The organism is Paenibacillus sp. 2003 (assembly GCF_031455635.1).
GTDB lineage: Bacteria > Bacillota > Bacilli > Paenibacillales > Paenibacillaceae > Paenibacillus > Paenibacillus amylolyticus_B.
The window spans coordinates 2709070-2732377 of the sequence record NZ_JAVDTB010000001.1; the positions used below are offsets into that span (position 1 = coordinate 2709070).

General features: G+C 46.6%; 23 protein-coding genes. 1 reads left to right on the top strand and 22 read right to left on the bottom strand.

All coding sequences use genetic code 11. From position 1 onward, the window contains the following. Positions 1 to 69 precede the first annotated feature (69 nt). The 22 genes from J2X75_RS11630 to J2X75_RS11735 all read right to left on the bottom strand — a co-directional run bounded on the left by J2X75_RS11630 (position 70) and on the right by J2X75_RS11735 (position 22208). On the bottom strand, positions 70 to 774 hold the full coding sequence (locus J2X75_RS11630) for a DnaD domain-containing protein (RefSeq protein WP_307534880.1): 705 nt from the start codon (positions 772 to 774) through the stop codon (positions 70 to 72). A 20-nt stretch (positions 775 to 794) separates the two neighbouring features. After that, on the bottom strand, positions 795 to 2090 hold the full coding sequence (gene asnS / locus J2X75_RS11635) for an asparagine--tRNA ligase (protein ID WP_310336534.1): 1296 nt from the start codon (positions 2088 to 2090) through the stop codon (positions 795 to 797). 101 nt (positions 2091 to 2191) lie between these two features. Continuing rightward, entirely contained in the window at positions 2192 to 3397 is a 1206-nt protein-coding gene (locus tag J2X75_RS11640) for an acetate/propionate family kinase (protein WP_124116234.1), read from the bottom strand. After that, positions 3394 to 4266 carry a 3-hydroxyacyl-CoA dehydrogenase family protein gene (locus J2X75_RS11645; RefSeq protein WP_017687750.1) on the bottom strand — a complete coding sequence of 291 codons (873 nt, stop codon included), beginning with the start codon at positions 4264 to 4266 and terminating at the stop codon, positions 3394 to 3396. The genes J2X75_RS11640 and J2X75_RS11645 overlap by 4 nt, the downstream gene beginning before the upstream one ends. Before the next feature lie 133 nt (positions 4267 to 4399). Beyond that, complete coding sequence (locus J2X75_RS11650) at positions 4400 to 5902, bottom strand: AAA family ATPase (protein WP_124116233.1); 1503 nt, start codon at positions 5900 to 5902, stop codon at positions 4400 to 4402. After that, the gene (locus tag J2X75_RS11655; RefSeq protein WP_091017992.1) at positions 5895 to 6422 is read right to left on the bottom strand and encodes a hypothetical protein; all 528 of its coding nucleotides are present in this window, start codon (positions 6420 to 6422) and stop codon (positions 5895 to 5897) included. The genes J2X75_RS11650 and J2X75_RS11655 overlap by 8 nt, the downstream gene beginning before the upstream one ends. Positions 6423 to 6722: 300 nt before the next feature. Then, complete coding sequence (locus tag J2X75_RS11660) at positions 6723 to 7253, bottom strand: cell wall elongation regulator TseB-like domain-containing protein (RefSeq protein ID WP_310336537.1); 531 nt, start codon at positions 7251 to 7253, stop codon at positions 6723 to 6725. A 39-nt stretch (positions 7254 to 7292) separates the two neighbouring features. Beyond that, positions 7293 to 8600, bottom strand: a complete 1308-nt coding sequence (locus J2X75_RS11665; RefSeq protein ID WP_310336538.1) for an amidohydrolase — start codon at positions 8598 to 8600, stop codon at positions 7293 to 7295. After that, positions 8587 to 9240 (bottom strand): redox-sensing transcriptional repressor Rex, encoded by a 654-nt coding sequence (locus J2X75_RS11670; RefSeq protein ID WP_036607616.1) that lies wholly within the window; start codon positions 9238 to 9240, stop codon positions 8587 to 8589. The genes J2X75_RS11665 and J2X75_RS11670 overlap by 14 nt, the downstream gene beginning before the upstream one ends. Before the next feature lie 213 nt (positions 9241 to 9453). Next, complete coding sequence (dinG, locus tag J2X75_RS11675) at positions 9454 to 12315, bottom strand: ATP-dependent DNA helicase DinG (RefSeq protein WP_310336540.1); 2862 nt, start codon at positions 12313 to 12315, stop codon at positions 9454 to 9456. A 141-nt stretch (positions 12316 to 12456) separates the two neighbouring features. Further along, complete coding sequence (locus J2X75_RS11680; RefSeq protein WP_091017999.1) at positions 12457 to 13104, bottom strand: tetratricopeptide repeat protein; 648 nt, start codon at positions 13102 to 13104, stop codon at positions 12457 to 12459. A gap of 93 nt (positions 13105 to 13197) precedes the next feature. Next, positions 13198 to 13581, bottom strand: a complete 384-nt coding sequence (gene panD, locus J2X75_RS11685) for an aspartate 1-decarboxylase (protein WP_017687742.1) — start codon at positions 13579 to 13581, stop codon at positions 13198 to 13200. Next, positions 13574 to 14470: a pantoate--beta-alanine ligase gene (gene panC, locus J2X75_RS11690; RefSeq protein ID WP_310336543.1), complete on the bottom strand. Its 897-nt coding sequence runs from the start codon at positions 14468 to 14470 to the stop codon at positions 13574 to 13576. Before panC ends, panD begins: the two co-directional genes overlap by 8 nt. Continuing rightward, positions 14467 to 15345, bottom strand: a complete 879-nt coding sequence (gene panB, locus J2X75_RS11695; RefSeq protein WP_310336545.1) for a 3-methyl-2-oxobutanoate hydroxymethyltransferase — start codon at positions 15343 to 15345, stop codon at positions 14467 to 14469. Before panB ends, panC begins: the two co-directional genes overlap by 4 nt. A gap of 342 nt (positions 15346 to 15687) precedes the next feature. Next, positions 15688 to 16665 (bottom strand): biotin--[acetyl-CoA-carboxylase] ligase, encoded by a 978-nt coding sequence (locus J2X75_RS11700; RefSeq protein ID WP_310336546.1) that lies wholly within the window; start codon positions 16663 to 16665, stop codon positions 15688 to 15690. Next, positions 16652 to 17950, bottom strand: a complete 1299-nt coding sequence (locus tag J2X75_RS11705; protein WP_310336548.1) for a CCA tRNA nucleotidyltransferase — start codon at positions 17948 to 17950, stop codon at positions 16652 to 16654. Before J2X75_RS11705 ends, J2X75_RS11700 begins: the two co-directional genes overlap by 14 nt. Positions 17951 to 18012: 62 nt before the next feature. Beyond that, positions 18013 to 19173, bottom strand: coding sequence for an N-acetyl-alpha-D-glucosaminyl L-malate synthase BshA (bshA, locus tag J2X75_RS11710; protein ID WP_076209934.1), 1161 nt, complete (start codon positions 19171 to 19173; stop codon positions 18013 to 18015). 99 nt (positions 19174 to 19272) lie between these two features. Beyond that, positions 19273 to 19971, bottom strand: coding sequence for a bacillithiol biosynthesis deacetylase BshB1 (bshB1, locus tag J2X75_RS11715; RefSeq protein ID WP_036607631.1), 699 nt, complete (start codon positions 19969 to 19971; stop codon positions 19273 to 19275). Further along, the gene (gene mgsA, locus J2X75_RS11720; protein WP_017687735.1) at positions 19968 to 20408 is read right to left on the bottom strand and encodes a methylglyoxal synthase; all 441 of its coding nucleotides are present in this window, start codon (positions 20406 to 20408) and stop codon (positions 19968 to 19970) included. Before mgsA ends, bshB1 begins: the two co-directional genes overlap by 4 nt. Positions 20409 to 20419: 11 nt before the next feature. Continuing rightward, positions 20420 to 21223, bottom strand: coding sequence for a 4-hydroxy-tetrahydrodipicolinate reductase (dapB, locus tag J2X75_RS11725; protein ID WP_017687734.1), 804 nt, complete (start codon positions 21221 to 21223; stop codon positions 20420 to 20422). A gap of 80 nt (positions 21224 to 21303) precedes the next feature. Beyond that, positions 21304 to 21828 (bottom strand): tetratricopeptide repeat protein, encoded by a 525-nt coding sequence (locus J2X75_RS11730; protein WP_310336551.1) that lies wholly within the window; start codon positions 21826 to 21828, stop codon positions 21304 to 21306. Positions 21829 to 21878: 50 nt separating this feature from the next. Next, positions 21879 to 22208, bottom strand: coding sequence for a nucleotide pyrophosphohydrolase (locus J2X75_RS11735; RefSeq protein WP_017687732.1), 330 nt, complete (start codon positions 22206 to 22208; stop codon positions 21879 to 21881). A gap of 172 nt (positions 22209 to 22380) precedes the next feature. Here J2X75_RS11735 and J2X75_RS11740 point away from each other — a divergent pair, with 172 nt between their 5' ends. Then, positions 22381 to 23250, top strand: coding sequence for a YitT family protein (locus tag J2X75_RS11740; protein WP_310336554.1), 870 nt, complete (start codon positions 22381 to 22383; stop codon positions 23248 to 23250). The last annotated feature ends 58 nt before the right edge of the window (positions 23251 to 23308 follow it).

Below are 23308 nucleotides of genomic sequence, written 5' to 3' on the forward strand. Positions count from 1 at the left end.
ATCTTTAATCCAAAAAAAACAGGCACAGAATGACTTCTGGCCTGTTTCTTCTCCCTGCCTACGCTGGAATTAACGTCCACCATTACGAAACCGCTGCGTGTACGCCTTCGCGTCTTGAACGGTCTTGACACGATTGCGACTCCACTCAAGCAGAATTCGATCGATATACCTGAAATGTACTTTGCCTGCAAAAACCGCTTCCTTCAGAGCCATTAGAATCAATTCCTCTTGATAACGGTCCTGATCCAACCAGCCGGATATCGTCTCGCACTCCATTGGAGAGAGCGGACGTCCAAATTCTTTTTCAAAGATGGAGAACATGTTCCGTTCTTCCTCTTCTTTTTGAACACTGTTCGAATCTTGACGTGCTGTATTTCTACTCTGCTGCTCCGCACGGAATGCGGCTACTTCTTCAGCAGTGCACGCTGCAAGCTTGGCATATAATCCATGTAAATCATATCGTTCGTACTGGATGTCCCGTTCTTCGTCACGGTGCTCGTCAATAGCAATATACCCATCCCTCATCAGACGTTGCAACATTCTGGCAATGCCTTCAGGTGCAAGTCCCATGCGCGCCGCAAGCTCTTCAAGCGTGGGAAACTCATTGAACTCTGCCTGACGGAACCCTAGCAGTTGAATCAGAAGAAGCACTTCTGCATCTGATAGGCCAAGCATGTGATAAAAACGTAACAAGGCATAAGGCAGATGGGCTGTACCCGAAGTCATGCCATAAGCTGCTCCATCCAACCAAGCTTTGGATGTGGTGTCTTCCATAGACGCTCCTCGGTTAAGCATTAAGGGTACAGACGATAGAGCATACGTGGGAATGCGATTGTTTCACGTACATGATCCAATCCACAGATCCATGCTACCGTCCGCTCCAATCCCAGACCGAAACCGGAGTGAGGAACCGATCCGTATTTACGCAAATCCAGATACCATTGGTAAGCTTCATCCGAGAGATTGTGCTCCTCAAAACGTTGTTGCATCAATTCCGGATCATCGATACGCTGCGAACCGCCAATAATCTCTCCGTAGCCTTCTGGTGCAATCATATCAGCACAGAGAACAACTTCTGGACGATTTGGATCTGGTTTCATGTAGAAAGCCTTGATTCCAGCAGGGTAATGCGTGATAAAGACAGGTGTATTGTACTTCTCAGCAATCGCTGTTTCATGCGGTGCACCAAAGTCTTCTCCCCAAGGAATATCAAAGCCTTGTCCATGCAGGAATTCAATCGCTTCATCATACGTAATACGCGGGAATGGATCTACGATTCCTTCGAGTTTGGATACGTCACGACCGATAGATTCCAGTTCTGCACGGCAGTTTTTAACCACGGATTGAACGACATGAGCGATAAATTTCTCTTGTACGCGCAGACTTTCCTCGTGATCTACAAATGCCATTTCCGGCTCAATCATCCAGAACTCAATCAAGTGGCGACGTGTTTTGGACTTCTCTGCGCGGAATGTTGGACCAAATGAATATACCTTACCCAGCGCCATGGCTGCGGCTTCCATATACAATTGACCACTTTGTGTCAGATAAGCATCTTCATCAAAGTATTTGATGTGGAACAGGTTCGTTGTTCCTTCTGCAGACGATGGTGTCAAAATCGGAGGATCAACTTGTGTGAATCCGTTACCATCAAAGAACTGCTGAACAGCGCGAATAATCTCTGCACGAATCACCATAACCGCACGTTGCTTCGTAGAACGGAGCCACAGATGACGATGGTCCATCAAGAAATCAACACCATGCTCTTTAGGCGTGATTGGATAGTTTTCAGTCAGATGAATGATTTCGACCCCAGTAACAGTCATCTCGTAACCGGACGCACTGCGAGGTTCTTCACGAATAATCCCTGTAACATACAAAGAACTTTCTTGTGTCAAGCTCTTGGCATTGTTCCAGATCTCTTCGCTAACTTCACTTTTTACAACAACCCCTTGAATATATCCGGTTCCATCACGCAACTGCAAAAACTGAATTTTGCCGCTGGAACGTTTGTTGTTAATCCAGGCACCGATCGTTACGGTCTCGCCCACATGCTCGTTCACATTACGAATTACACAATTCGTATCCATGCCATATCTCCCCTTGATTCCTGAAATTTGAAAATGCAGCGGACAGGCTGTTGCCTGTCCTCTGCACTTCCTTGCCATTCTATATTTACTTTACAGTTAGATTACTGAGAATTCAATACGATTCGATGCGTATCGCGAGCAATGACCAATTCTTCGTTTGTTGGCACAACGAGAACTTCCACTTTGGAATTCGCTGTTGTGATCCGGCGTGGTTCGCCAGAACGAATGGCATTCAACGCTTCATCCAGTTCAACACCCAGATAAGTGAGCTGCTCACATACTTTTTGGCGAAGTACAACAGAGTTCTCACCTACACCAGCCGTAAAGACGATCACGTCTACACCGTTCATTGCAGCTGCATATGATCCGATGTATTTACGCAGACGGTATTCGTACATTTCAAAAGCAAGCGTGGAGTTGGCATCGCCATTCTCCATACCTTCCGTAATCTCACGCATGTCACTGCTGATTCCCGAGATCGCAAGCAATCCACTGTGTTTGTTCAACATGGAGTTCACTTCGCTTACGCTCAGTTCTTCCTTGTTCATTACATAAGGTACGATGGCTGGGTCAAGGTCACCCGAACGCGTTCCCATCATCAGTCCCTCTAGTGGAGTCATACCCATCGATGTATCAACGGATACGCCACCTTTAACTGCTGTTACACTACCACCGTTACCGATGTGACAAGTGATGATTTTCAGATCTTCCACTGGACGATCCAGATATTCAGCAGCTGCCTTGCTTACGAAATCATGGGAAGTACCATGTGCGCCGTAGCGACGCACTTTATATTTTTTGTAAAGTACACGCGGAATAGCATACAGATATGCTTTTTCCGGCATCGTCTGATGGAACGCTGTATCGAAAACCATTACCTGAGGCACACCTGGCATATTTAATTCAGCTGCACGAATACCCATCATTGCAGCAGGGTTATGAAGTGGAGCCAAGTCGAACAAACGACGTATTTCAGCTTTGGCAGCATCATCTACCAATGCAGATTCTTTAAATGCTTCACCACCGTGAACAACACGGTGTCCAACAGCTTGAATTTCACTTACAGAATCCAGTACACCATTTTCTTTATGAGTCAAAATATCAATGACTTTACGGATCGCTGTTGTATGCTCCAGAATCTCGCTAACTTCTGTAACATCCTCGCGGCCTGTCGGTTTGTGTGTCAGAATGGAGGAATCCATTCCGATCCGTTCCACCAAACCTTTAGCCAGTACAGATTCGTCAGTCATATTATACAGTTGATATTTGAGCGAGGAACTCCCCGCATTAATTACGAGTACTTTCACAGTCGGTCACCATCCTTGTCGTACTTGAAGAATCCTTCGCCTGTTTTGGCACCCAGGTGTCCTGCACGCACCATTTTCTTCAGGACTGTAGAAGGACGATATTTCAACTCTCCGAATTCACGGAACATTCTTTCGAGTGCAGCTTCAACAGAATCCAATCCAAAACGGTCAGCCATTTCGAGTGGTCCATGCTGGAAGTTGTATCCGATACGCATTGCATCATCGATATCTTCAGCAGATGCAACACCTTCTTGCAATACATGCAACGCTTCGTTAATCAGCAGGCAGATCAAGCGGGAAGTTACGAATCCAGGTGATTCATAGATCATGACTCCTTTTTTGTCTGCTACTTCTTCAACAAAACGTCTGGTTTCTTCGAATGTTGTATCCGAAGTTTTCAGTCCACGAATAATCTCTACAAGATCAACCCGGGATACCGGGTGAATAAAGTGCATACCAATAACACGCTCTGGGTATTTGGTCGAGCTTGCAAGCTCGGTCAAACTCAGCGTGGATGTATTACTTGCCAGAATGACATTGCTTGGGCAAACTTGGTCCAGTTGGCTGAATACTGCTTTTTTCGCATCCAGATCCTCAGAAATCGTCTCAATGACCATGTCGCAAGTTCCAAGTTCAGCTAAATGAGCTACCTTGGTAATACGGGAAAGAATCAATTTCTTCTCCGCTTTTGTAATCGCCCATTTCTCCAGTTGTTTATCCAGATTGGTTTCGATCATGTCATATGCATGATCCAGCTTTTGTGTTGTATGCTCCACGAGAAGCACATCAAGTCCTTTGGCTGCGAGCATCTGGGAAATACCTTGCCCCATCGTACCGCCGCCGACAACTCCTATTTTTTTGAAAAACATGGTTCTACTCCATCCTTTCGGTTCTCTATTTCTCTATTGTACCCTGTTCGCCGAAAATTACAAATTTCGACCCAACATATAATAATATCTTAGCACGAGTGAAATGTAAAAAAAAATAACCAGCATAAATAAATTATGCTGGTAGAAGGGCACTGTCACGAAATTGACAACGAAATTGCTCGCCAGACAAAACTTCCTCACGAATCAAGATGTCGAGTGAATTGTCGAAAATTGTCCGTTGTTCTTCAAGTAACCGCTTTGTCTGTTCCATCAGTTCTTGCAGAATCAATTTATTCTCTCGCATCAGTTCCTCGGTTGTGACCATATCCATGTTCACAATCCCAAGTGAAGTCAATCCCGAAGCCATCATCGTCTGTACAACATTGGTTGCCTGATCAAAGTCATTGCGTGACCCAGTGGAACGTCCACCGTAGTACATTTCCTCCGCAGCGGCTCCTCCGAGTGCAATCATGATCTGCTCTTCCAGGAAACGCTTCGTATAGAGGAACTGTTCCTGTTGCGGGTTGTGACGTACATATCCCAGCGCCTGACCACGCGGACTAAGTGCCACCTGACTAACACTGCCTGGACGAACGAGTTCAGCCATAATGGCATGTCCCAATTCATGAATGGCGACCCTTTTCTTCTCTTCCACACTGGACTCACGGTCTGTCTTCTCACCCATCATGACTTTATCAATGGCCAGGGACAAGTGCCGTTGTTCAATGTGTAACAGCCCGTCCCGCATGGCGTATATTGCTGCTTCGTTCATAACACTTTCAAGCTGCGCACCGGAAAACCCATATGATTCCTCGGCTGTCTTCTCCAGATTAACTTCCTCCATCAGAGGTTTGTTCACAGCATGCAGTTCAAGAATGTGCTTTCTGCCCTTTTTGTCGGGCAAGTCCACTTGAATGTGACGGTCAAAACGTCCCGGACGTGTCAGGGCACTATCCAACATTTCTTTGCGGTTCGTTGCAGCTATAACCAGAATTCGAGGTGTCTCAGAAGAATAAATTCCATCCATCTCCGTCAAGAGCTGATTCAGAGTCTGATCATACTCGCGCTGTTGACCACCTTCACGTTTACCCCCGATGACATCAATCTCATCGATAAATATAATGGCATTTTCCTTATTTTCCTTGGTAGCACGGGTTCTCGCATCCTTGAACAAATCCCGAATTCTGCTGGCACCCACACCAACATACATTTCCACGAACTCACTACCCGATGCTGCTACAAATACAGAATCTGTGTAATGGGCAGCAGCCTTGGCCATCAACGTTTTCCCTGTCCCTGGAGGGCCTGTCAGCAAGATCCCTTTTAACGGACGAATTCCAAACTTCCGAATTTCTTCATGTTTGATGAGAAAGTCAAGTGCTTCACGCAATTCCTGCTTGGCACTGTCCTGACCTCCAATTTCTTCAAAAGTAAGCTTCGAAGGTCCTTTCTTCTTCCGTTTACGTTCCTGTGCAGCGCCTACTGTAATCCCGCCGCGCATTTGCATCATGAACAGCAGACCACCGACAACCGCCGCCGCAATAAGAATCGGAACAATATTAACACCAGTAAACGCAAGGAAAATAATCAACACAGGAAAAAATCCGATGGCAACTTCTTTTGTCCATTTAGGCATTAGGCCACACTCCTATCTGACCGGGCACACGCGGCAGAATAATAAACTTGCTGGCATCTCCGTCACTGAGACTGACATATACATTGTTGTCATCCATAGCTGTATTCACTTTAATCCCGTTCGTCGCCATCTTCGACAACGTTGGTGTAATCTCGGTGTACTGCTTGTTCTCCATCGCCTGGGCTACGGTAAACATGGCATCACCCCACCAGTTCTCAAGCGCCTCGTTGGAATGATCCACAACATCCAGCTTTAACGAGCGTGAACCAATCACCGTCTGTCCTTCTTTGTGAATATATTGTACCAGTCTGCCCAAATCAACATCCGGTTGCAGATCCAGTTTCAATTGTACGTCATTGCGGTTAATAGTTAATTGAACGTCATTGACTCCATCGTACTGGGTAACCATCTTTTCAATCGGATTCTGCACGGCCACCTGACGATATACAAACCAACCTCCAAACAACACAACGGCTGAAATGACGGCAGTTAAAGCAATAGGCAATACTTTTAGCTTCAAGTGAATTACCCCTCCCAGATTTTGGCCTAACCTACTGGCTTATTGGTATATACGAATATGTGCACATTGACTCCTGCGAGAATTTCGACAGGATTATTTGTTTTGAATGTAACTTTGAGTACATATCTGAGTATATCACATCGTATATACATTTTCGAAGGCGAAAATATGAATAAATTATTAATTTTAACTATTTAAATCAAAAATGTTTACAGACAACACAAAGAACCGGTTCAGTCGGATATCCGTCTGCCGGTTCTTTCATTTCTTTAATTCTCTAGTTATGTCACTCTATTTGTTCTAGCTGTTCGGGAGTGTGTAGACCAGGTCCACCTGTTCTCCATTGCTAAAACGATAAAAGCGATAGTGGTTATGCGTACCGTCTTTATAATACACTTGCCACACATATATTCCATTCACAACTCCGGGCATGATTCGTTTAATCTCGCCGGCAGGAACTTCAGAACTGAAGCGATTGCGGATCTGCGATTCGGACATGCCATTCTGCAGCAGCTCACTGTGTACAGCGTTTGCACCCTTAGCCGGTTGATTGTTTGCATCGAATTTAACCCAGACCATAACATCCTGGTTATCCTTATTTTTGCCGATCAGGGTCCAGTAGATGTTGTCAGAGCCTTCTTTGTCTCCCCAGATGTACTTGCGCAATTCATCATAGGATGTAATGCCCAGTTGCTTCTGTGCTGCCTGTATAGCGAGAGCTTCTTCCTTGCGCTGGTCCTGCGTGACATAGACGTAATAACGCTGAAGTCCAAACAGAATCAGAACCAGTGCAAGCAGCGAAATCCATATCCACTTCTTTTTTTTCTTCAAAAGCCGAACTTCCTTTCCCTATGATGCTCTGTCCTGCAATTAACGAGCAAGCAGACCATCAAATGCCAATTGAGACTCACGCAAAATGCGTTCTTCATCCAGCGTCAGACATTCGCCGTGTTTGACCACTTGTTTTCCATCCACCCATACGTGCTCAACATCTTTGGCAGAAGCCGAGTAGATCGTATGTGAGATCAGGTCTGTATGTGGATAGAAATGTGCCTGTTCAATGTCAAGAGCGATAAAATCAGCCTTCATGCCGACCTCAAGTGCTCCGGTATTGTTCAAGAAAATGGATTTGGCACCGTATGACGTTCCGAGGAGTAACGCTTCGCCTGCTGGCACAGCCGTCGGGTCACCAGATACACCTTTGTGGATCAATGCAGCCATTCTCATTTCCTCGAACATATCCAGGTTGTTGTTGCTTGCCGGTCCGTCTGTTCCGAGTGACACGGTAACTCCTGCTTTCAGTAACGCAGGTACCCGCGCAACACCGGAAGCGAGTTTCAGGTTACTTCCCGGGTTATGGGATACAGCCACATCATGACGGGCCAAAATTTCAATCTCTTCGTCATTCAGATGCACCGCATGTGCAACCAGGGATGGACGAGAGAAAAAGCCCAGTTTCTCCAGATGTGCCACAGGACGCAGTCCATAATCAGCCACGTTCTGCTCCACTTCACGAAGCGTTTCAGACATATGTGTATGGAGAGGAAGGTTCAGGTCGTTCGCGACCTGTACAAGCTTCTCTATGTAGTCAGGAGGGCATGTATATGGGGCGTGTGGCGAGATTACGGTTGTAATGCGACCATCTGCCTGTCCATTCCACTCACGTGCAAACGCTGCCGACTCGTCCAGCTTCCGCAGTTGCTCTTCTTCCGAGCACAGCCCGATTACACCACGTGCCAGTGCTGCTCTAACGCCTGATTGCTCCACAACTTTGGCAACTTGATCCATGTGATCGTACATGTCCAGGAAAGCTGTAGTTCCGCCTTTCAACATTTCAAGCACCGATAGCGAAGTTCCCCAATATACGTCTTGTGAAGTCATTTTCGCTTCCATCGGCCACATTTTTTCCTGCAACCATACTTGCAACGCAAGATCGTCTCCGTGCCCTCTGAGCAACGACATTGCTGCATGACCATGCGTATTGATCAGACCCGGCAGGAAGAACAGTCCTTTTCCATCCACTTTGGTACAATTTTTGTCTCCATCCGGCAATGTCTCACCAATATGCACAATCTTGTCATCCTCAACAACCATGTATCCTTGAACCACGTTCCATGTTGTGCCGCCTTCATTAACGGCAAATTTGCCGTTGTGAATTACCCATCTATTTGTTGTCATCTTCCTCGTCGTCCTTTCCAGTCTCCAAGTAATAGGCCAAACTAAGCAGATCCGTTGTAAAGTCAGCATGGTGAATGCGGATATGCGGCGGTGTTTTTAGAATGGTTGGTGCAAAATTAAGAATCGCTTCGATTCCGGATTCAATAAGCTGATCGGCTACATTTTGGGCTTCCGTATCCGGAACCGTGATAATTCCGATGCGGATGTTTTCTGTTTTAACCGCTTCCGTCAATTCATTCATTGGTTTTACCGTCAAACTGTTAATTTGACTACCAATCTTCGGTCCATATGCATCAAATACAGCAACAATCTTCATGTTGTCTTTCAGATATGCATTGTAGTTAGACAAGGCTTGACCGAGATTACCCGCTCCTACCAGAGCTACATTAATTTGCTGATCGATTTTGAGAATGTGACGAATTTTCTCGATCAAATAGGATACATCATACCCGATCCCTTTACGACCAAAATCACCGAAGTAAGCCAGGTCTTTACGAATTTGGGCCGGATTCAGATCCAGCCTCTGTCCAAGCTCTTGAGAAGAAACAGTAGCCACCTCACGCTGATGCAACTCGTTCAAATAACGCAAGTATACAGGCAGACGTCGTACCACCGCTTCCGAAATTTTATCCGATTTCATTCTTGCTCCCCCTTACCAAGGCCACGATAAAATAATAGATGAAAAGATGAGCATTCTGTATAAATTCAAAGATAGACGTTGTATACAGAATGCTCCTTGTAATTTAGGTTATAAGTTCTTACGTGCAACTGCTTTAATCGGATACGGAAATATCTAATAAAGTTTAACGCCAAACGATAGTGTCATGCAATGATATAACGAACAAAACAACCATTATTCTTGTTCATTAACAGGTTTTTCCAACCACTCGGTAATTCGTGGAACCATTTGCTCCGTGAGCATATGCTCCATTTTGGGACCAGGTAAAGAATATAAAAAGAATTTACCATAGTACGCTTCAATCACCCGTGTATCATAAACAATGACAATTCCTCTGTCCTTCGCTGTACGCACCAACCGGCCAAATCCCTGCTTGAAACGAATGACCGCTTGCGGCACGGACAGTTTCATGAACGGATTTTTCTTCTGTTCCTGAAGCAACTCACTCTTGGCTTCCACCAACGGATGATTCGGTGGCTGGAAAGGCAGTCGCACAATAGCGAGACAGGTTAGCGCCTCTCCCGGGATATCTACACCCTCCCAGAAGCTGCTTGTACCCAGAAGTACCGTAGCTTTGGCATCTTGGAACCTGCGAGTCAATTTGGAACGACTTCCACTGTCAACGCCTTGCCCAAGCAACGAGATGTCGTTACCAGATAGCGCCTCCTTCAGCGGATCATAGACCTGTCGCAACATCTTGTATGAAGTAAACAGAACCATCATGCGTCCACGCGTGGCAATTGCCGTCTCTGCAAGTGATTGCACCAGCATATTGACAAAGTGCGCATCACCCACACTGCCCTTCACACTCGGGAAATCACGCGGAATCACCAGAAGTGCCTGATCGCGATAGTTGAAAGGTGATGGCAGCATCGACGTTAACAACCGATTATTCTCGGAAGCTTCCTGCAAGCCAAGCTGTTCAATCATGAACTGGAATGACTTATCTACCGAAAGCGTAGCCGATGTAAGCACAACACTTTTCTTTTTATCAAAAAATAAATCCTTAAGTTGTGCACTGACATCTACAGGTACAGCATACAGCTGAAGAGATTTGCTGCGGAATTGACCGCTGGCTTCCATCCAGTACACCGTTTTGGCATCATCCATACGCATGAAGAAACGTAGATTCTCCTTCAATGTGGTCAGATCTTTCAGCAGTCCTGTAATATCCGTGATCAGACTATCCGATTGATAATCATCCTGATCCTCTTTCACTTCAAGCAGCAATTTGTCCCCTTTGCGAACCAAATCGCCCAGAGTCACATAGATCTGGTTCTCCAGATCCTGCAACTCCTGCCATTTTGCAGGTTTCTGAGAAGCTTTCAGGCGCAGGGAAAATTGCCCCGTCTCTCCCGGTGAAGCATCACTTCGTTCAGGCAACAGACCGAACAAGGCGTCACTCATACGATCCCACAGTTCCTTGACCTCAACAGCCAGCGGGAACATCTGATCCACCATGGAGCCCCATTGCACCGAATTTTCATGCCCGGATAACTGCGAACGAAGCATAGGCAGCTGCCCATTACGACTGTCTTTAAACAGGCGGGTCAGTGTGTGAACCAAGGTGAAATATTTCATATGCATTCCAAGATGTTTACCAGCTACATCCTCCAGATGATGTGCCTCATCGATCACAAGACTCTCATAGGCTGGCAGCAGCTGATGCGCGGCTTTCACATCCGTAAATAATTTGGAGTGATTGGTGATTACGATATCTGACAACCCGGCCTCATGTTTGGCACGATGGTAGAAACATTTGCGGAACCATGGACATGATCTTCCCAGACAAGACTCAGATTCGCTCTGTACCGTCTCCCAGAAGTCCCCTCCGCGTCCGCTAAGGTTAAGTTCCTCATCATCTCCGGTTTCGGTCTGCGTAAGCCAGACAATCATCTGAGCAGCTGTGAAATAATCCTCTTTGGGTGTGGCGAATTCACGTTTATTGATTTTGTGTTCAAATTTGCGCAGGCACAGGTAATGTCCACGTCCTTTGAATACAGCAGCCTTAAACGGGAACGGAACCACTTGAGTCAGCATCGGAATGTCCCGCTCTCTCAATTGCTCCTGCAGGTTGATTGTATGCGTGCTGACCATAACTTTCTGTTCTTGCTTCACACTTTCGTAAATAGCAGGCAAGAGATAACCCAGAGATTTACCAGTGCCTGTTCCTGCTTCGATCAAGAGATGTTTCTCTTCATCCAGGGCTTGCCTTACACTGCTGAACATCTGAGTCTGCGCTTCACGCTCTTCGTAATGATCCAGCGTATCCTTCAGGTTCTCCCGAACCTGGTCCATAAACTGTTCGAAGCTTACACCATCGAGGGGGTTAGCCTCCCGCTCATCGCGTGGTGCACCTATATCAGTCCAATCACTTACATTAAGAGCAAGCTGACGATAATAGGTATGTCCGTCCAGATCCTGAATCGGCTCTGCTTCCTTCTCACTGCGCATTCCGTCCAAAAACCAGCCCAAGTCACTGTCTTCTGGTGCAAACAGGTCACTGAGGCGCTGAATCGTTATGAGCGGTAATTCCTTTAACTCATCCAGACACTTAAGCAGCACATAGGCTGTCGCCAGTGCGTCACTGTCTGCCTGATGAGGGCGATCATGTTGAAATCCAAATTCGGAAGACACATAACCAAGTTGATAAGAACCCAGTGATGGGAATGTAATCTTCAGAAAATCAATCGTGTCCAGAATGCGGCCAGTGAACGGCAAATAACCGCAACGGTCAAGAGCATTCTGCAAAAAGTGAAAATCAAAAGCGACGTTGTGTCCAACAAGCACCACATCATTAAGCAGCGGAACCATCTCCATCATCATCTCTTCGAGTAAAGGAGCGTCCGCCACATCTTCATCGGTGATACCCGTCAACCCCGAAATAAACGGGGGAATCGGTACACCAGGGTTCACATAAGAACTATATATTTGAGTTATGCTGTAGTCATGATCTATGATGGCAAGTCCGGCCTGTATAATCTCACCGTCGGACTGCGTGCCGGTTGTTTCGAAATCCAATACGGCAAATTTCATTGCAATGTACGGTCCCTTCCATTCCAGTCTATGTTACAGCATAGCAAAAAAAAGGGGATTTGAAAATTAACTGACAAAAAAGCGGTGTCCCCGCCGCTATGCCAAAGGAGGGAACACCGTTTTTTGTCGCCGAATTCCCGCTTAATGAAGGGTCGTCAGCTGATTAGCATATTGCAATTTTCCCCTGTTCAACCTGCAAGCTTCCATGTTGTACAGTGGTTCGGTCAATGTCGGGTCATACTGAAGGGCCTGTGCAAAGAGTGAACATGCAGCTTCGGGATTCGCAAGCTTGGCTTGAATACAGCCCAGGGCGTTACATACAAGCCCTTTTAATCGAGGAGAACCCTTAAGGTACATGATCTGCTGCAAATGTGTCCCGGCTTCCGCCATTTGTTCCAGATTCAGATACGCGAGCGCCAGGTAAAAACGTGTCAATGCACTCTCCGGATGGTCGGTCACAACCCGGGAGAACTGCATGATCGCCTGCGGATACATCTGTAATTTGAAATAGCCCTGACCTCGACTGAAACATTCCAGATGGAGTTCAGGCAGAGCAGTAACAGCTTCCTGTTCCGGTTCAAGGGAAGTAGGCTTATCCATCTCCCGCTCCCTCACCTGGCTCATCTTTTCTTCAAACATCAGCCATTCATCCAGCATTCCGTCACTCATCCGCTTAAGCAAATTCCACTTTTGCAGCAATTCCTGTTTGTTCAGGCCTTCAGCGGAAGGATAGCTCTTGATAATTTCATCTAACATGTCGTTCATTTCTGCGAAAACATGCTGGAACATCGATGCATCCCCACCCTTGAAAAAATGGATTAGTGCAGTGACCTGTACTCATTTTTTGCTTCAAGGGCCGATTTCATTCTCCTTACCAGTCGATTACATAATTGTTGCGTGGACTTCCTGTTTCATCGTTTGTACAGGTTTATTCTGTCCATCTACAAACACAACGGTTGGTTTGTGAGTATTTGCCTCTTCTTGCGACATCATGGCGTAAGAAATGATAATGACGTTATCTCCAGGCTGCACCAGACGTGCAGCTGCGCCGTTAAGACATATGACCCCGCTTCCGCGTGGTCCTGGAATCACATAAGTTTCCAGACGTGCACCATTGTTGTTGTTCACAATTTGCACTTTCTCGTTTTCCATCAAGTCGGATGTTTCCATCAAGTCTTCATCTATGGTAATGCTACCCACATAGTTCAAGTTGGCTTCCGTTACCGTAGCCCGGTGAATTTTGGATTTCATCAGTGTTCTAAACATGGGACAGTACCTCCGATTTTTGCAACCTTATATTGTCAATCAATCTTGTTTTTCCGAATTTCACCGCAAGTGCAATGAGCAGATCATCACGTCCTTGAACTTCTTCCTGATCTGCGAGCGGCTCCAGGCTTGGAAAAGCCTGAATCTCGGCGTAGTCGATAACCGCAAGCGGTGAGGTTGCAATCTGCTCGCGCAGAATACGACGGATCTCTGCGGCGTTTATAGCTGCACCTGTATCTGCGGCTTCCTGAGCTACACGCAGTGCCTTCGACAGAACCAACGCCTGTGTACGCTGTTCAGCGCTAAGATAGACATTTCGTGAACTGAGGGCAAGCCCATCCTCTTCGCGAACAATTGGACAGGGTACAATTTCTACAGGCATATTCAAATCATTCACCATCTGTTGAATGACCGCAACCTGCTGAGCGTCTTTCATTCCAAAAAATGCACGCTGTGGCTGTACGATGTTGAAGAGCTTGGAGACTACAGTTGTTACCCCATCAAAATGACCCGGACGGGAAGCACCACATAAGCGCTCCGTCAGTTTTGAGACAGATACCGTCGTTTGCGTTGCCTGTGGATACATCTCTTCCACAGAGGGAATAAATACGATATCCACTCCTTGTGAGCGTGCTGTTTCCACATCTCTGGCTTCATCCCGTGGATAGCTGTCAAAATCTTCATTAGGGCCAAATTGAATCGGATTAACAAATATGCTTAATACCACGATATCGCTCTGTTGTCTGGCTGCCTGCATCAAGCTTGCATGACCTTGATGAAGATAACCCATTGTTGGTACCAGACCTACAACGGATGCATTGGAACGAATCGCTTGACGCTTCAAGCTTAGTTCCTGTCTTAACTCTGCGATTGTCCGTAGTACTTTCATGAGTTACTCACCACCTTTTCCTTGCGTTGTCCGCCGTACAGTTGATCCAAAACACCATCCGCAGCATTGAATACATGCTCTTCGGCCGGGAACGAACGATCTTTCACTTCTTTCACGTAAGCTTCGATGCTGGTTCTGATTAATGTACCCACATCTCCATAGGTTTTGACAAAACGTTTGGGCGTATACGGAGATGCGTATTGAACCACATCATGGAATACCAGTACCTGACCATCACAGCCTCGTCCTGCTCCAATTCCAATGGTAGGGATGGATAGTTCCTCCGAGATCGCCCGTGCAACTTCTTCCGTAACCAGTTCAAGCACAATACCAAACGCACCAGCAGCTTCCAAGGCCTTGGCTTCGTCCATCAGACGTTTCGCATCCGCTGCATCCTTGCCCTGAATGCGGTAACCACCAATCTGATTAACTGATTGAGGTGTCAGTCCGATATGTCCAAGAACAGGCACGCCTGCTTGCACGACTGCTCTGACGGTGTCCGCTATCTCAACTCCGCCTTCCATTTTAACCGCATGGGCATGCGCCTCTTGCATCAGTCGACGTACACCCTTAAGCGTCTCATCCACGCTGCCATGATAGGTCATAAAAGGCATATCAGCCACAATAAACGTCTTCTCAGCACCGCGCACTACGGAACGTGTGTGGTACACCATGTCGTCGATGGTCACCGGAAGCGTCGAATTATAACCCAGTACTACATTGCCAAGTGAATCGCCAACCAGGATCAGATCGATACCTGCTTCCTCTGCTAGGAGTGCTGTAGGATAATCGTAAGCCGTGATCATCGTAAGCGGCACGCCATCCTGCTTATATTTTTTCATTTTCACAATATTCAACGCTTGTTTGTTCGCCATTTTCTCTCATGGCTCCTTTCTTCTTTTCAAATAAACGCAACAAAAAAACCTTTTAGTTTTCCACTAAAAAGTCCCGAAAAGTCAAAAAAGAGTCACTTGCGATCGTCCCTTCTGTCTCGGTCCTCTTCGGCTCAGAGCAGAATCCAACAACTCACTTAAACGTATTTCATTCTTGCACTGCGGTCTGCTTATAAAACACATCAAAGCAGAACAAAGGTTACTGTTACGGGAGTGCAATTCGGTCTGCATTAGCCGATATCGCCTCACGAACACAGTATACCAAAGTTCTGCTCAAACTTCACGTCTTATGTTCATTTTACCAGTGAAAATTCGACAAATTGTTTATGATTTCCAGGAAATCTCACCAGAGATGATTAGTGTATGTTCTCCATCGTGCTTCTCCACGATAAGTGCTCCAGAAGGGTCAAGACCGATTGCCTTCCCTTCAATGACACCATGAGGATTCGTCACTGTAATCTCTCGATTCATCGATACGGACAGGGCCTCCCATAGGGCTGAGATTACGCCAAATCCTTCTTTTTGATACAAAAAATACAACTGTTCAAGCTCCGTCAAAATGGCAGCCGTTAGTTTGGTGCGATCAACGGATTGCCCCGTCTCCATCTTGAGCGAAGTAGCTATAGTTGTAAGATCTTCCGGATAATCCTCGGGATCAAAGTTCACGTCAACACCTATACCTGCAATACAGTATCTGACTTCATGATCTTCCACCGTGGATTCAAGCAATATGCCACATACCTTGCGTCCGTCAATCAACAGATCATTTGGCCATTTGATGCCTGCATCAGCTCCTGAACAAGCTCGAACGGCACGACATACAGCCACTCCTGTTAATAAAGTTAACTGCGGCGTGTGCTGAAGTGGTAGATCAGGGCGCATCAGGACACTCATCCAGATTCCTTTACCCGGAGGAGAGAACCACTGTCGACCGAAACGTCCTCTTCCTCCTGTTTGTTCTTCCGCAATGACCACAGCACCTTCTGCCTGCCCTTGCTCAGCTAGCTTGAGAACATCCCCTTGCGTAGACAGGGTCGAGGCCAACAAAACAGCCTTACGGCCAAATACGGTTGTATCCAGTGCCAATTGGAGGCCAGTAGCATCAATGCTATCCGGCTTCGTTACCAGACGGTATCCTTTGCGGGATACAGCTTCAAACTCATAACCCATGTCTCGCAACTTGTTCACATGTTTCCACACAGCGGTCCGACTGATGGACAGATTACGGCTAATCTCTTCACCCGATACGAATCGTCCTTCTGCATTTAATAACATATGTAACAGATCTTCATGTTTGGTCATCTTGAACCACCCGCTTCACTTCTGCACTTAGTGCTTCATGCTGATTCGCTATCGTTCCAATCGCTGTTTCTCGTAACAAATGTTTCATCAGTTGACCCAGCCAGGGCCCGCCTTTGCGCTGCACCATTTGTAACACTTGTTCCCCTGTGATATCCAGCTCTTTCAAGTCATGCACAGAGATCGATTGACTCCATTCGCCGGCAAGCTCTTGAACCAAAACAACCTGCGTTTCTGCCTGTTCAGACTGATTCCTCCACCCTTGTGGCAACAGCGACCGTATCTGAAGCCAATCATCCGCAGCCTGAACGCCGCAAGCCAGAACCGTAACGATCCAATCGGAACGGAGACTGACCGTGTCCTTCTGCTCCTGAACTGATGAATGAATCAACTGCTCTACCTGAAGGACCCCTGTTATTCGAGAACGATGTTCATTGGAGAATGTCCACTGACGTAATAATACATCTGCTTCATCCTTGCTATAACCGCCAGCAATCAGGATGAGTGACCAACGGAGTAACACATGCTGACCTGACAATTGTTCCAGATTGGATAACAACGTCTTGTTAAAACGCGCCGAGCTAACCGGCGCTTTGATGTGCGCAAGCGCATCACTTCTGAATAACAGCTCCAACCCTCTTAAAGGATGCGGTCCCGACATCATTTTTACCATCTCGGTGCGTACCCGCTCCATCGCTATATGTTGAAGCAGGTCTTTCTGCCTTACAAGACCCTTCCACGTGTTATGGGCAATTTTGAAATCAAATACGGAAGCAAACCGGACACAGCGTAGCATCCGCAGTGCATCTTCACCAAATCGTTCCATCGCAGAACCCACACATCTGACTCGCTCTTCCTTGATATCTGCCTGTCCACCAAACGGGTCAACGATTGTCCCAGTGACGTCCATAGCAAGAGCGTTCATTGTGAAGTCACGCCGCTGTAAGTCTTCCTTGATATCCTGAACAAATTGAACCGCAGCAGGTCTGCGGTTATCCTGATATTCGGATTCTGTTCGAAAGGTGGTCACTTCAAAATAATAACCGCCTGAACGAACGGTAACCGTACCGTGTTGCAGACCTGTAGGAATACAATCGTCAAACAGTTCCATGACTTGCTGAGGAGAAGCAGATGTCGTGATATCCATATCGTCTACAACTCGTTCCATCAATTCGTCACGAACACAACCACCTACCCAATATGCCTTGTAGCCATGTTTGTTTAATGTTGTGAGTACATTCTCACTTTGCATTGCCATTTCACGATCTACCTGTGTCCATTGAACCACCACATATCACCTCTTCTCTTGCCTGTTGTGGTATGCACAGTATGAATTCGTCAAAGAAATGATTAACCGCAAACCGGCTTCAGATTCGGAACTTCCCTTCCCAACACCCGGTAATAAATCTGTTCATATTCATGCCGAATAGCATCATTGCAAAAATCGTGATGCGCTCGCTGAAGACATGCTTCCCTGAACTCAGCAGCCAAACGATCGTCCGTCAATAAACGGATGGTGTTCTCGGCCATGGATTGTGTATCCCCGATCGCGGATAAATAACCCGTCTTACCATGTAAGACCAGTTCCGGAATTCCTCCAGCCTGTGAACCGATCGTGGGTACGCCACAAGCCATTGCTTCGAGCGCTACAAGTCCGAAACTTTCCTTCTCCGATGGAAGCATCAACACGTCAGCCATGGAAATGACCTGAGCAATGTCATCCTGTTTGCCAAGGAAATGAACTTTATCATTTAACCCGAGATCATTAATTTTCCATTGCATCTTCGGCAAATCAGGTCCTTCACCAACAAATAACAGTTTGGCAGGAACCTGCTCCTGTACCTGACGGAAGACCTCTACCACATCCTGAGTTCTCTTCACCGGTCGGAAATTGGAGATATGCATTAATATTTTTTCGTCGGGCGCAGCAAAGTCTCTTCGCAGACTGGCAGCATCCCGCGGATAATATATTCGTTTATCAATAAAATTATAGGTTAGATCGATTGGGCGCTGAATATCCAGCAGTTCGACCGTTTCCCGAATCAAATCTTGTGATACGGCAGTAACCGCGTCACTTTCATTAATGGCTAGACGGATCAGATCCTTCAGAGATTCATCCTGAGCCAGAACCGTAATATCCGTTCCGTGTAACGTGGTAACCACTTTAAGGCCGTCCCCTACCATTTGTTTCGCAAGAAAGGCGCATACTGCGTGTGGCACGGCATAGTGAACATGCAGCAGATCGAGCTGCTGTGACTTAGCCACCTGAGCCATCTTTGTTGCCAGTGACAGGTCATACGGAGGATAACGGAAAACATAATAATCATTTACTTCAACTTCGTGATAAAAAATATTTTTCTGGAACGTACCCAGTCTGAACGGGATACTGTTGGCAATAAAATGAACCTGATGCCCCTGTTCGGCAAGTAATTTGCCCAGCTCCGTTGCGACAACGCCAGACCCGCCGAGGGACGGATAACAGGTGATGCCGATTTTTAGCTTTTTATCCATCCTGTGGACGCTCCTTTGATCTCCCGCTTCATGCAGGTTGATATAATGCAATGGAATAATGAAACCCTTCGTTTCATTAAACATAAAATGTGAAATCGTTTATTGGGCACCCGAGCCAAATTGATGAACCACGTAAGGTGTAATTGTAGCAAAACCTTCTGCAAACGGGATGAGACTGCGTTGTCCGAGCAAGGAATCACGGGCTCTTACACGTTCGATATACCCTTGATTCAATGGCGTCGAGACCGCTCCGTCTCCCAGTTCGAATTGGGAACGATAAGAGAGCAATGATGCTTCTTTTTGCTCATAGTGTTCCGTAATATCGACAATCAAATCCGTAGGCCCGATGTCATTAATAAAGTAAAAATAAAGTTCCTTCACCTGCACGGCAGGCATGTCCGGCATGTAGTTGCGAAGCTTGGCGTTAAATACAGCCTCCTGCACAAGCTTACTGCAATTGACATGATCCGGATGACGATCTTCCCAATACGGAGCAAACACCATCCGAGGGGCATGACGCCGTATCTCAGCCGTCACAGCCTGTACATGTTCAGGCGTAAGATATAAACCACGATCAGGAAGCCCCAGATTCGTTCGACACGAAAGACCGAGGACGCGGGAGGCTTGCTCCGCTTCCTCGGTTCTGCGCTCTACTGTTCCGTTGGAAGACATCTCAGCACGAGTCAGATCACACACGCCTACTTTCAAGCCAGCAGCGGTATGTTTGGCAATCGTTCCACCCATACCAATCTCCGCATCGTCTGCATGTGCTCCAAAGATGAGAATATCCAGACTCATTCGGAATCACCCGAATTCAATCCAGCCTCCGGCTTGTATTTATGTACCAGCTCTCTCCAGGCAAAATCACCACGATCCAGAGCCTTAACCAGAATCTCAGCGGTTGCGATATTGGTGGCAAGTGGAATCCCCTGTACATCACAAAGACGCAGCAACGCATTAATATCCGGCTCGTGAGGTTGTGCCATCAGTGGATCGCGAAGGAAAATAATCAGATCCATCTCATTTTGCGCAACCAAAGCTCCAATCTGCTGATCTCCGCCCAATGGGCCTGATTCGAATCGATGAATCTTCAGCGACGTTCCTTCCATAATACGAAGGCCTGTCGTTCCTGTCGAATATAATTGATGGTCCGTAAAAACAGGCTCATATGCCGTCACGAAGTTAACCATCTCTTCTTTTTTACGATCATGGGCGATAAATGCTATTTTCAACATGACAATCTCCTTTAGTCGATAAAGTGGTCAAATCCGTAGATCATTCCTGTATATTCCATAACCTTTTGCACACCAATCTTAACACCAGGCATATAACCTGCGCGCTCGTAGGAGTCATGCCGAATTTTGAGTGACTGTCCATAGTCTCCGAAAACAACTTCCTGCTGCGCGAATACGCCAGGCAATCGTACACTGTGAATTCGGAAGCCGTTGTAATAACCGCCGCGTGAGCCTTCAATCGTTTCTTCCTCATTCGGATTACCCTGACGAAGTTCTTCCCGATTGGCAGCAATCAGTTCCGCAGTTTTGATCGCTGTTCCGGAAGGGGCATCCAGCTTCTGATCTCCGTGATATTCGATGATCTCCACATTAGGCATATGTTTGGCAGCCTGTGCTGCGAATCGCATCATCAGAATGGCACCGATCGAGAAGTTAGGGGCAATAAGCCCTCCAATTCCTTTGTCCTGGCATTGCTTGTCCAACTGTTCAATCTGCTCCGGCGTAAAGCCGGTAACACCCATGACAGGTCTGACTCCATGACGGATCGCGATCTCGGTATGTGTAAAAGCATATTGCGGTACTGTAAAATCAACCATAACCTGCGGTTTTGTTTCGGCAAAAGCCATTTCGATATCATCAGTCACCAGCACCCCACACTCTGGCAAACCAACAAGGGTTCCTGCATCCGTGCCTGCTCCGGAGCGGTTGACAGCCGCTGCAAGCTCCAATTCCGGGTCCTGAAGTACCAATTTCACAACCTCACGGCCCATACGGCCAGCCGCTCCGATCACGGCAACTCTAATTACTTCACTCATATTGACTGCATCTCCTCGCTATGTTGGATCATATCGTTGAATCCATTTCAATTCGAAAGAAAACTTTGCAAAATGAATTCTTATTGAATGGATTTCATACGTTGCTTGATTTCCTGTAACATCTGATGCAGCTGCCCATTCTGTGGGTCCAGCAAAATTGCCTCACGCACCGCCTGAATCGCATAGTCAAATTCATTCAAATCACTGTAAGCCAGCGCAAGCATAACATGAGCTTCCACTGAGAGCGGATCAAGTTTGACCGCTTCTTGCAGAATCGTTGACGCTTCCACATAGCGCTCCTGTGTTGCAATACCCGCCTGCTCCAACAGCAACTTCGCTCTGGAGGTCAATTGTTTTGCTTCCAATGTCTGCAGATGTAAAATATACTCTTCTGTTCCTGGCGACAATTCAACCGCCTTACGTGCATATTCAAGCGCCGGAACCAGATGTTTGCTGCGGGCGTGGGTAATGGAACAGCGATAATATAACTCCGCATGTTTTGGATGAGCGTGAATGGCTGACTCGAACCAACGAATCGCCTGCTCAAAATCATTTTGCAATATACAGCGGTAAGCCTGCTGCATATATTCTTCCGGTTTCATCATTAAGCTGACCCTCCCCGATCGGGTGATGGTACAGCATATGTAATCTACGCCTAATCGGTGTTTTTGGGAGTCCACCGATTGGCATCGCGGGTGTTAAATTTATGCATGACTTTATCGTGCGCCTCAGCCAGATCAATTCCCAGTGAGTTCGCAAAACAAATCGTGATAAATAAAATATCTCCAAGCTCAAGTTCAATGGAATTGGCTGCTTCGGAAGATTTCTTCGGCTTCTCGCCGAATTCATGATTCACTTCCCTGGCGAGCTCCCCAACCTCTTCAGACATCCGGGCCAACATGGCCAGAGGACTGAAATACCCCTCCTTGAACTGGGAGATATACTGATCAACCTCACGCTGCATTTCTGCGATGCTTTTCTCCATGAGAACGGATTCTCCTTTTGAAATGATGTCGTATTTGTTCCTAATAATATCAGTTATTTAGATTCACTTCCACCATCATCAGCGACAAATCATTTTTAAAGAATCAATAAACAGGTATACTAGATGGGAATGATTGCTTCTTCATTCTAATATATCTACAGCGAGGGATCTTATGAGCACTGCCAAAACCTGGATTCAAGTTAAACTGGTTCTTCCCATCGTGCTGGGTACAGCCTTGTATGCATTTGGGCTCCTCTATTTCATTATCCCCAATCAGCTTATGGAAGGCGGCATTACCGGGGTTACGGTGCTGATCAATTACGCTTTTGGCATCTCACCTTCACTTACAACCTTGATTCTGAATGTCCCACTCTTTCTGATCGGGCTCAAAATTTTGGGCGGCAGACAGATGATCTATACGGGTATCGGAATCGGGGCATTGACCGTTTTTCTATGGTTGTTTGAGAAGTTGATTCATCTGGGCTGGATTGAACCATTACATACCGAGAATGACTTGCTGTTAGCAGCACTATATGCAGGTGTCACCCTTGGAGCCGGTCTTGGCATTGTATTCCGTTGGGGCGGAACGACGGGTGGCTCAGACATCATTGCCCGTATTCTCAACCGCAAGTATGGATGGAGTATGGGTCGAGTTTTACTGGGCATTGATTTTGTCATTATCGGGCTCTCTCTCATCTACATCCCCAAAGAAAAAATTCTGTATACGCTCGTAGCTGTATTCATCGCTTCCAAAGTCATCGACTTTATTCAGGAAGGTGCATATTCTGCCCGGGCATTTATGATCATTAGTGACCATGCACCCGAGATTGCGGACCAGATCACACGGGATATGGATCGTGGCGTCACCCTCATTCCAGCGATTGGTGCATACTCTAAACAGGCCAAACACATGGCCTACTGCGTGATCTCCAGGCAAGAGTTCAGGCGATTGCAGACGATTGTACGTTCCATTGACCCCAGAGCATTTGTCATCATCAGCGATGTTCACGATGTACATGGCGAAGGATTCAAAGAAAGCTGATATAACACAGAAACTACAAGAAAACCTCTTTTTACATGAAGAGCCGTTAGCGTGGCTG

Coding starts and splice junctions, on each gene's coding strand:
- J2X75_RS11650 (WP_124116233.1), bottom strand. CDS start 5,902: ATGCCTAAATGGACAAAAGAAGTTGCCATCGGATTTTTTCCTGTGTTG.
- J2X75_RS11730 (WP_310336551.1), bottom strand. CDS start 21,828: ATGATGAAACCGGAAGAATATATGCAGCAGGCTTACCGCTGTATATTG.
- dinG (WP_310336540.1), bottom strand. CDS start 12,315: ATGAAATTTGCCGTATTGGATTTCGAAACAACCGGCACGCAGTCCGAC.
- panD (WP_017687742.1), bottom strand. CDS start 13,581: ATGTTTAGAACACTGATGAAATCCAAAATTCACCGGGCTACGGTAACG.
- mgsA (WP_017687735.1), bottom strand. CDS start 20,408: ATGTTGAAAATAGCATTTATCGCCCATGATCGTAAAAAAGAAGAGATG.
- J2X75_RS11735 (WP_017687732.1), bottom strand. CDS start 22,208: ATGGAGAAAAGCATCGCAGAAATGCAGCGTGAGGTTGATCAGTATATC.
- panB (WP_310336545.1), bottom strand. CDS start 15,345: ATGGCGAACAAACAAGCGTTGAATATTGTGAAAATGAAAAAATATAAG.
- J2X75_RS11630 (WP_307534880.1), bottom strand. CDS start 774: ATGGAAGACACCACATCCAAAGCTTGGTTGGATGGAGCAGCTTATGGC.
- panC (WP_310336543.1), bottom strand. CDS start 14,470: ATGAAAGTACTACGGACAATCGCAGAGTTAAGACAGGAACTAAGCTTG.
- J2X75_RS11740 (WP_310336554.1), top strand. CDS start 22,381: ATGAGCACTGCCAAAACCTGGATTCAAGTTAAACTGGTTCTTCCCATC.
- J2X75_RS11665 (WP_310336538.1), bottom strand. CDS start 8,600: ATGACAACAAATAGATGGGTAATTCACAACGGCAAATTTGCCGTTAAT.
- bshA (WP_076209934.1), bottom strand. CDS start 19,173: ATGGATAAAAAGCTAAAAATCGGCATCACCTGTTATCCGTCCCTCGGC.
- dapB (WP_017687734.1), bottom strand. CDS start 21,223: ATGAGTGAAGTAATTAGAGTTGCCGTGATCGGAGCGGCTGGCCGTATG.
- J2X75_RS11680 (WP_091017999.1), bottom strand. CDS start 13,104: ATGTTCCAGCATGTTTTCGCAGAAATGAACGACATGTTAGATGAAATT.
- J2X75_RS11700 (WP_310336546.1), bottom strand. CDS start 16,665: ATGACCAAACATGAAGATCTGTTACATATGTTATTAAATGCAGAAGGA.
- asnS (WP_310336534.1), bottom strand. CDS start 2,090: ATGGATACGAATTGTGTAATTCGTAATGTGAACGAGCATGTGGGCGAG.
- bshB1 (WP_036607631.1), bottom strand. CDS start 19,971: ATGAGTCTGGATATTCTCATCTTTGGAGCACATGCAGACGATGCGGAG.
- J2X75_RS11645 (WP_017687750.1), bottom strand. CDS start 4,266: ATGTTTTTCAAAAAAATAGGAGTTGTCGGCGGCGGTACGATGGGGCAA.
- J2X75_RS11670 (WP_036607616.1), bottom strand. CDS start 9,240: ATGAAATCGGATAAAATTTCGGAAGCGGTGGTACGACGTCTGCCTGTA.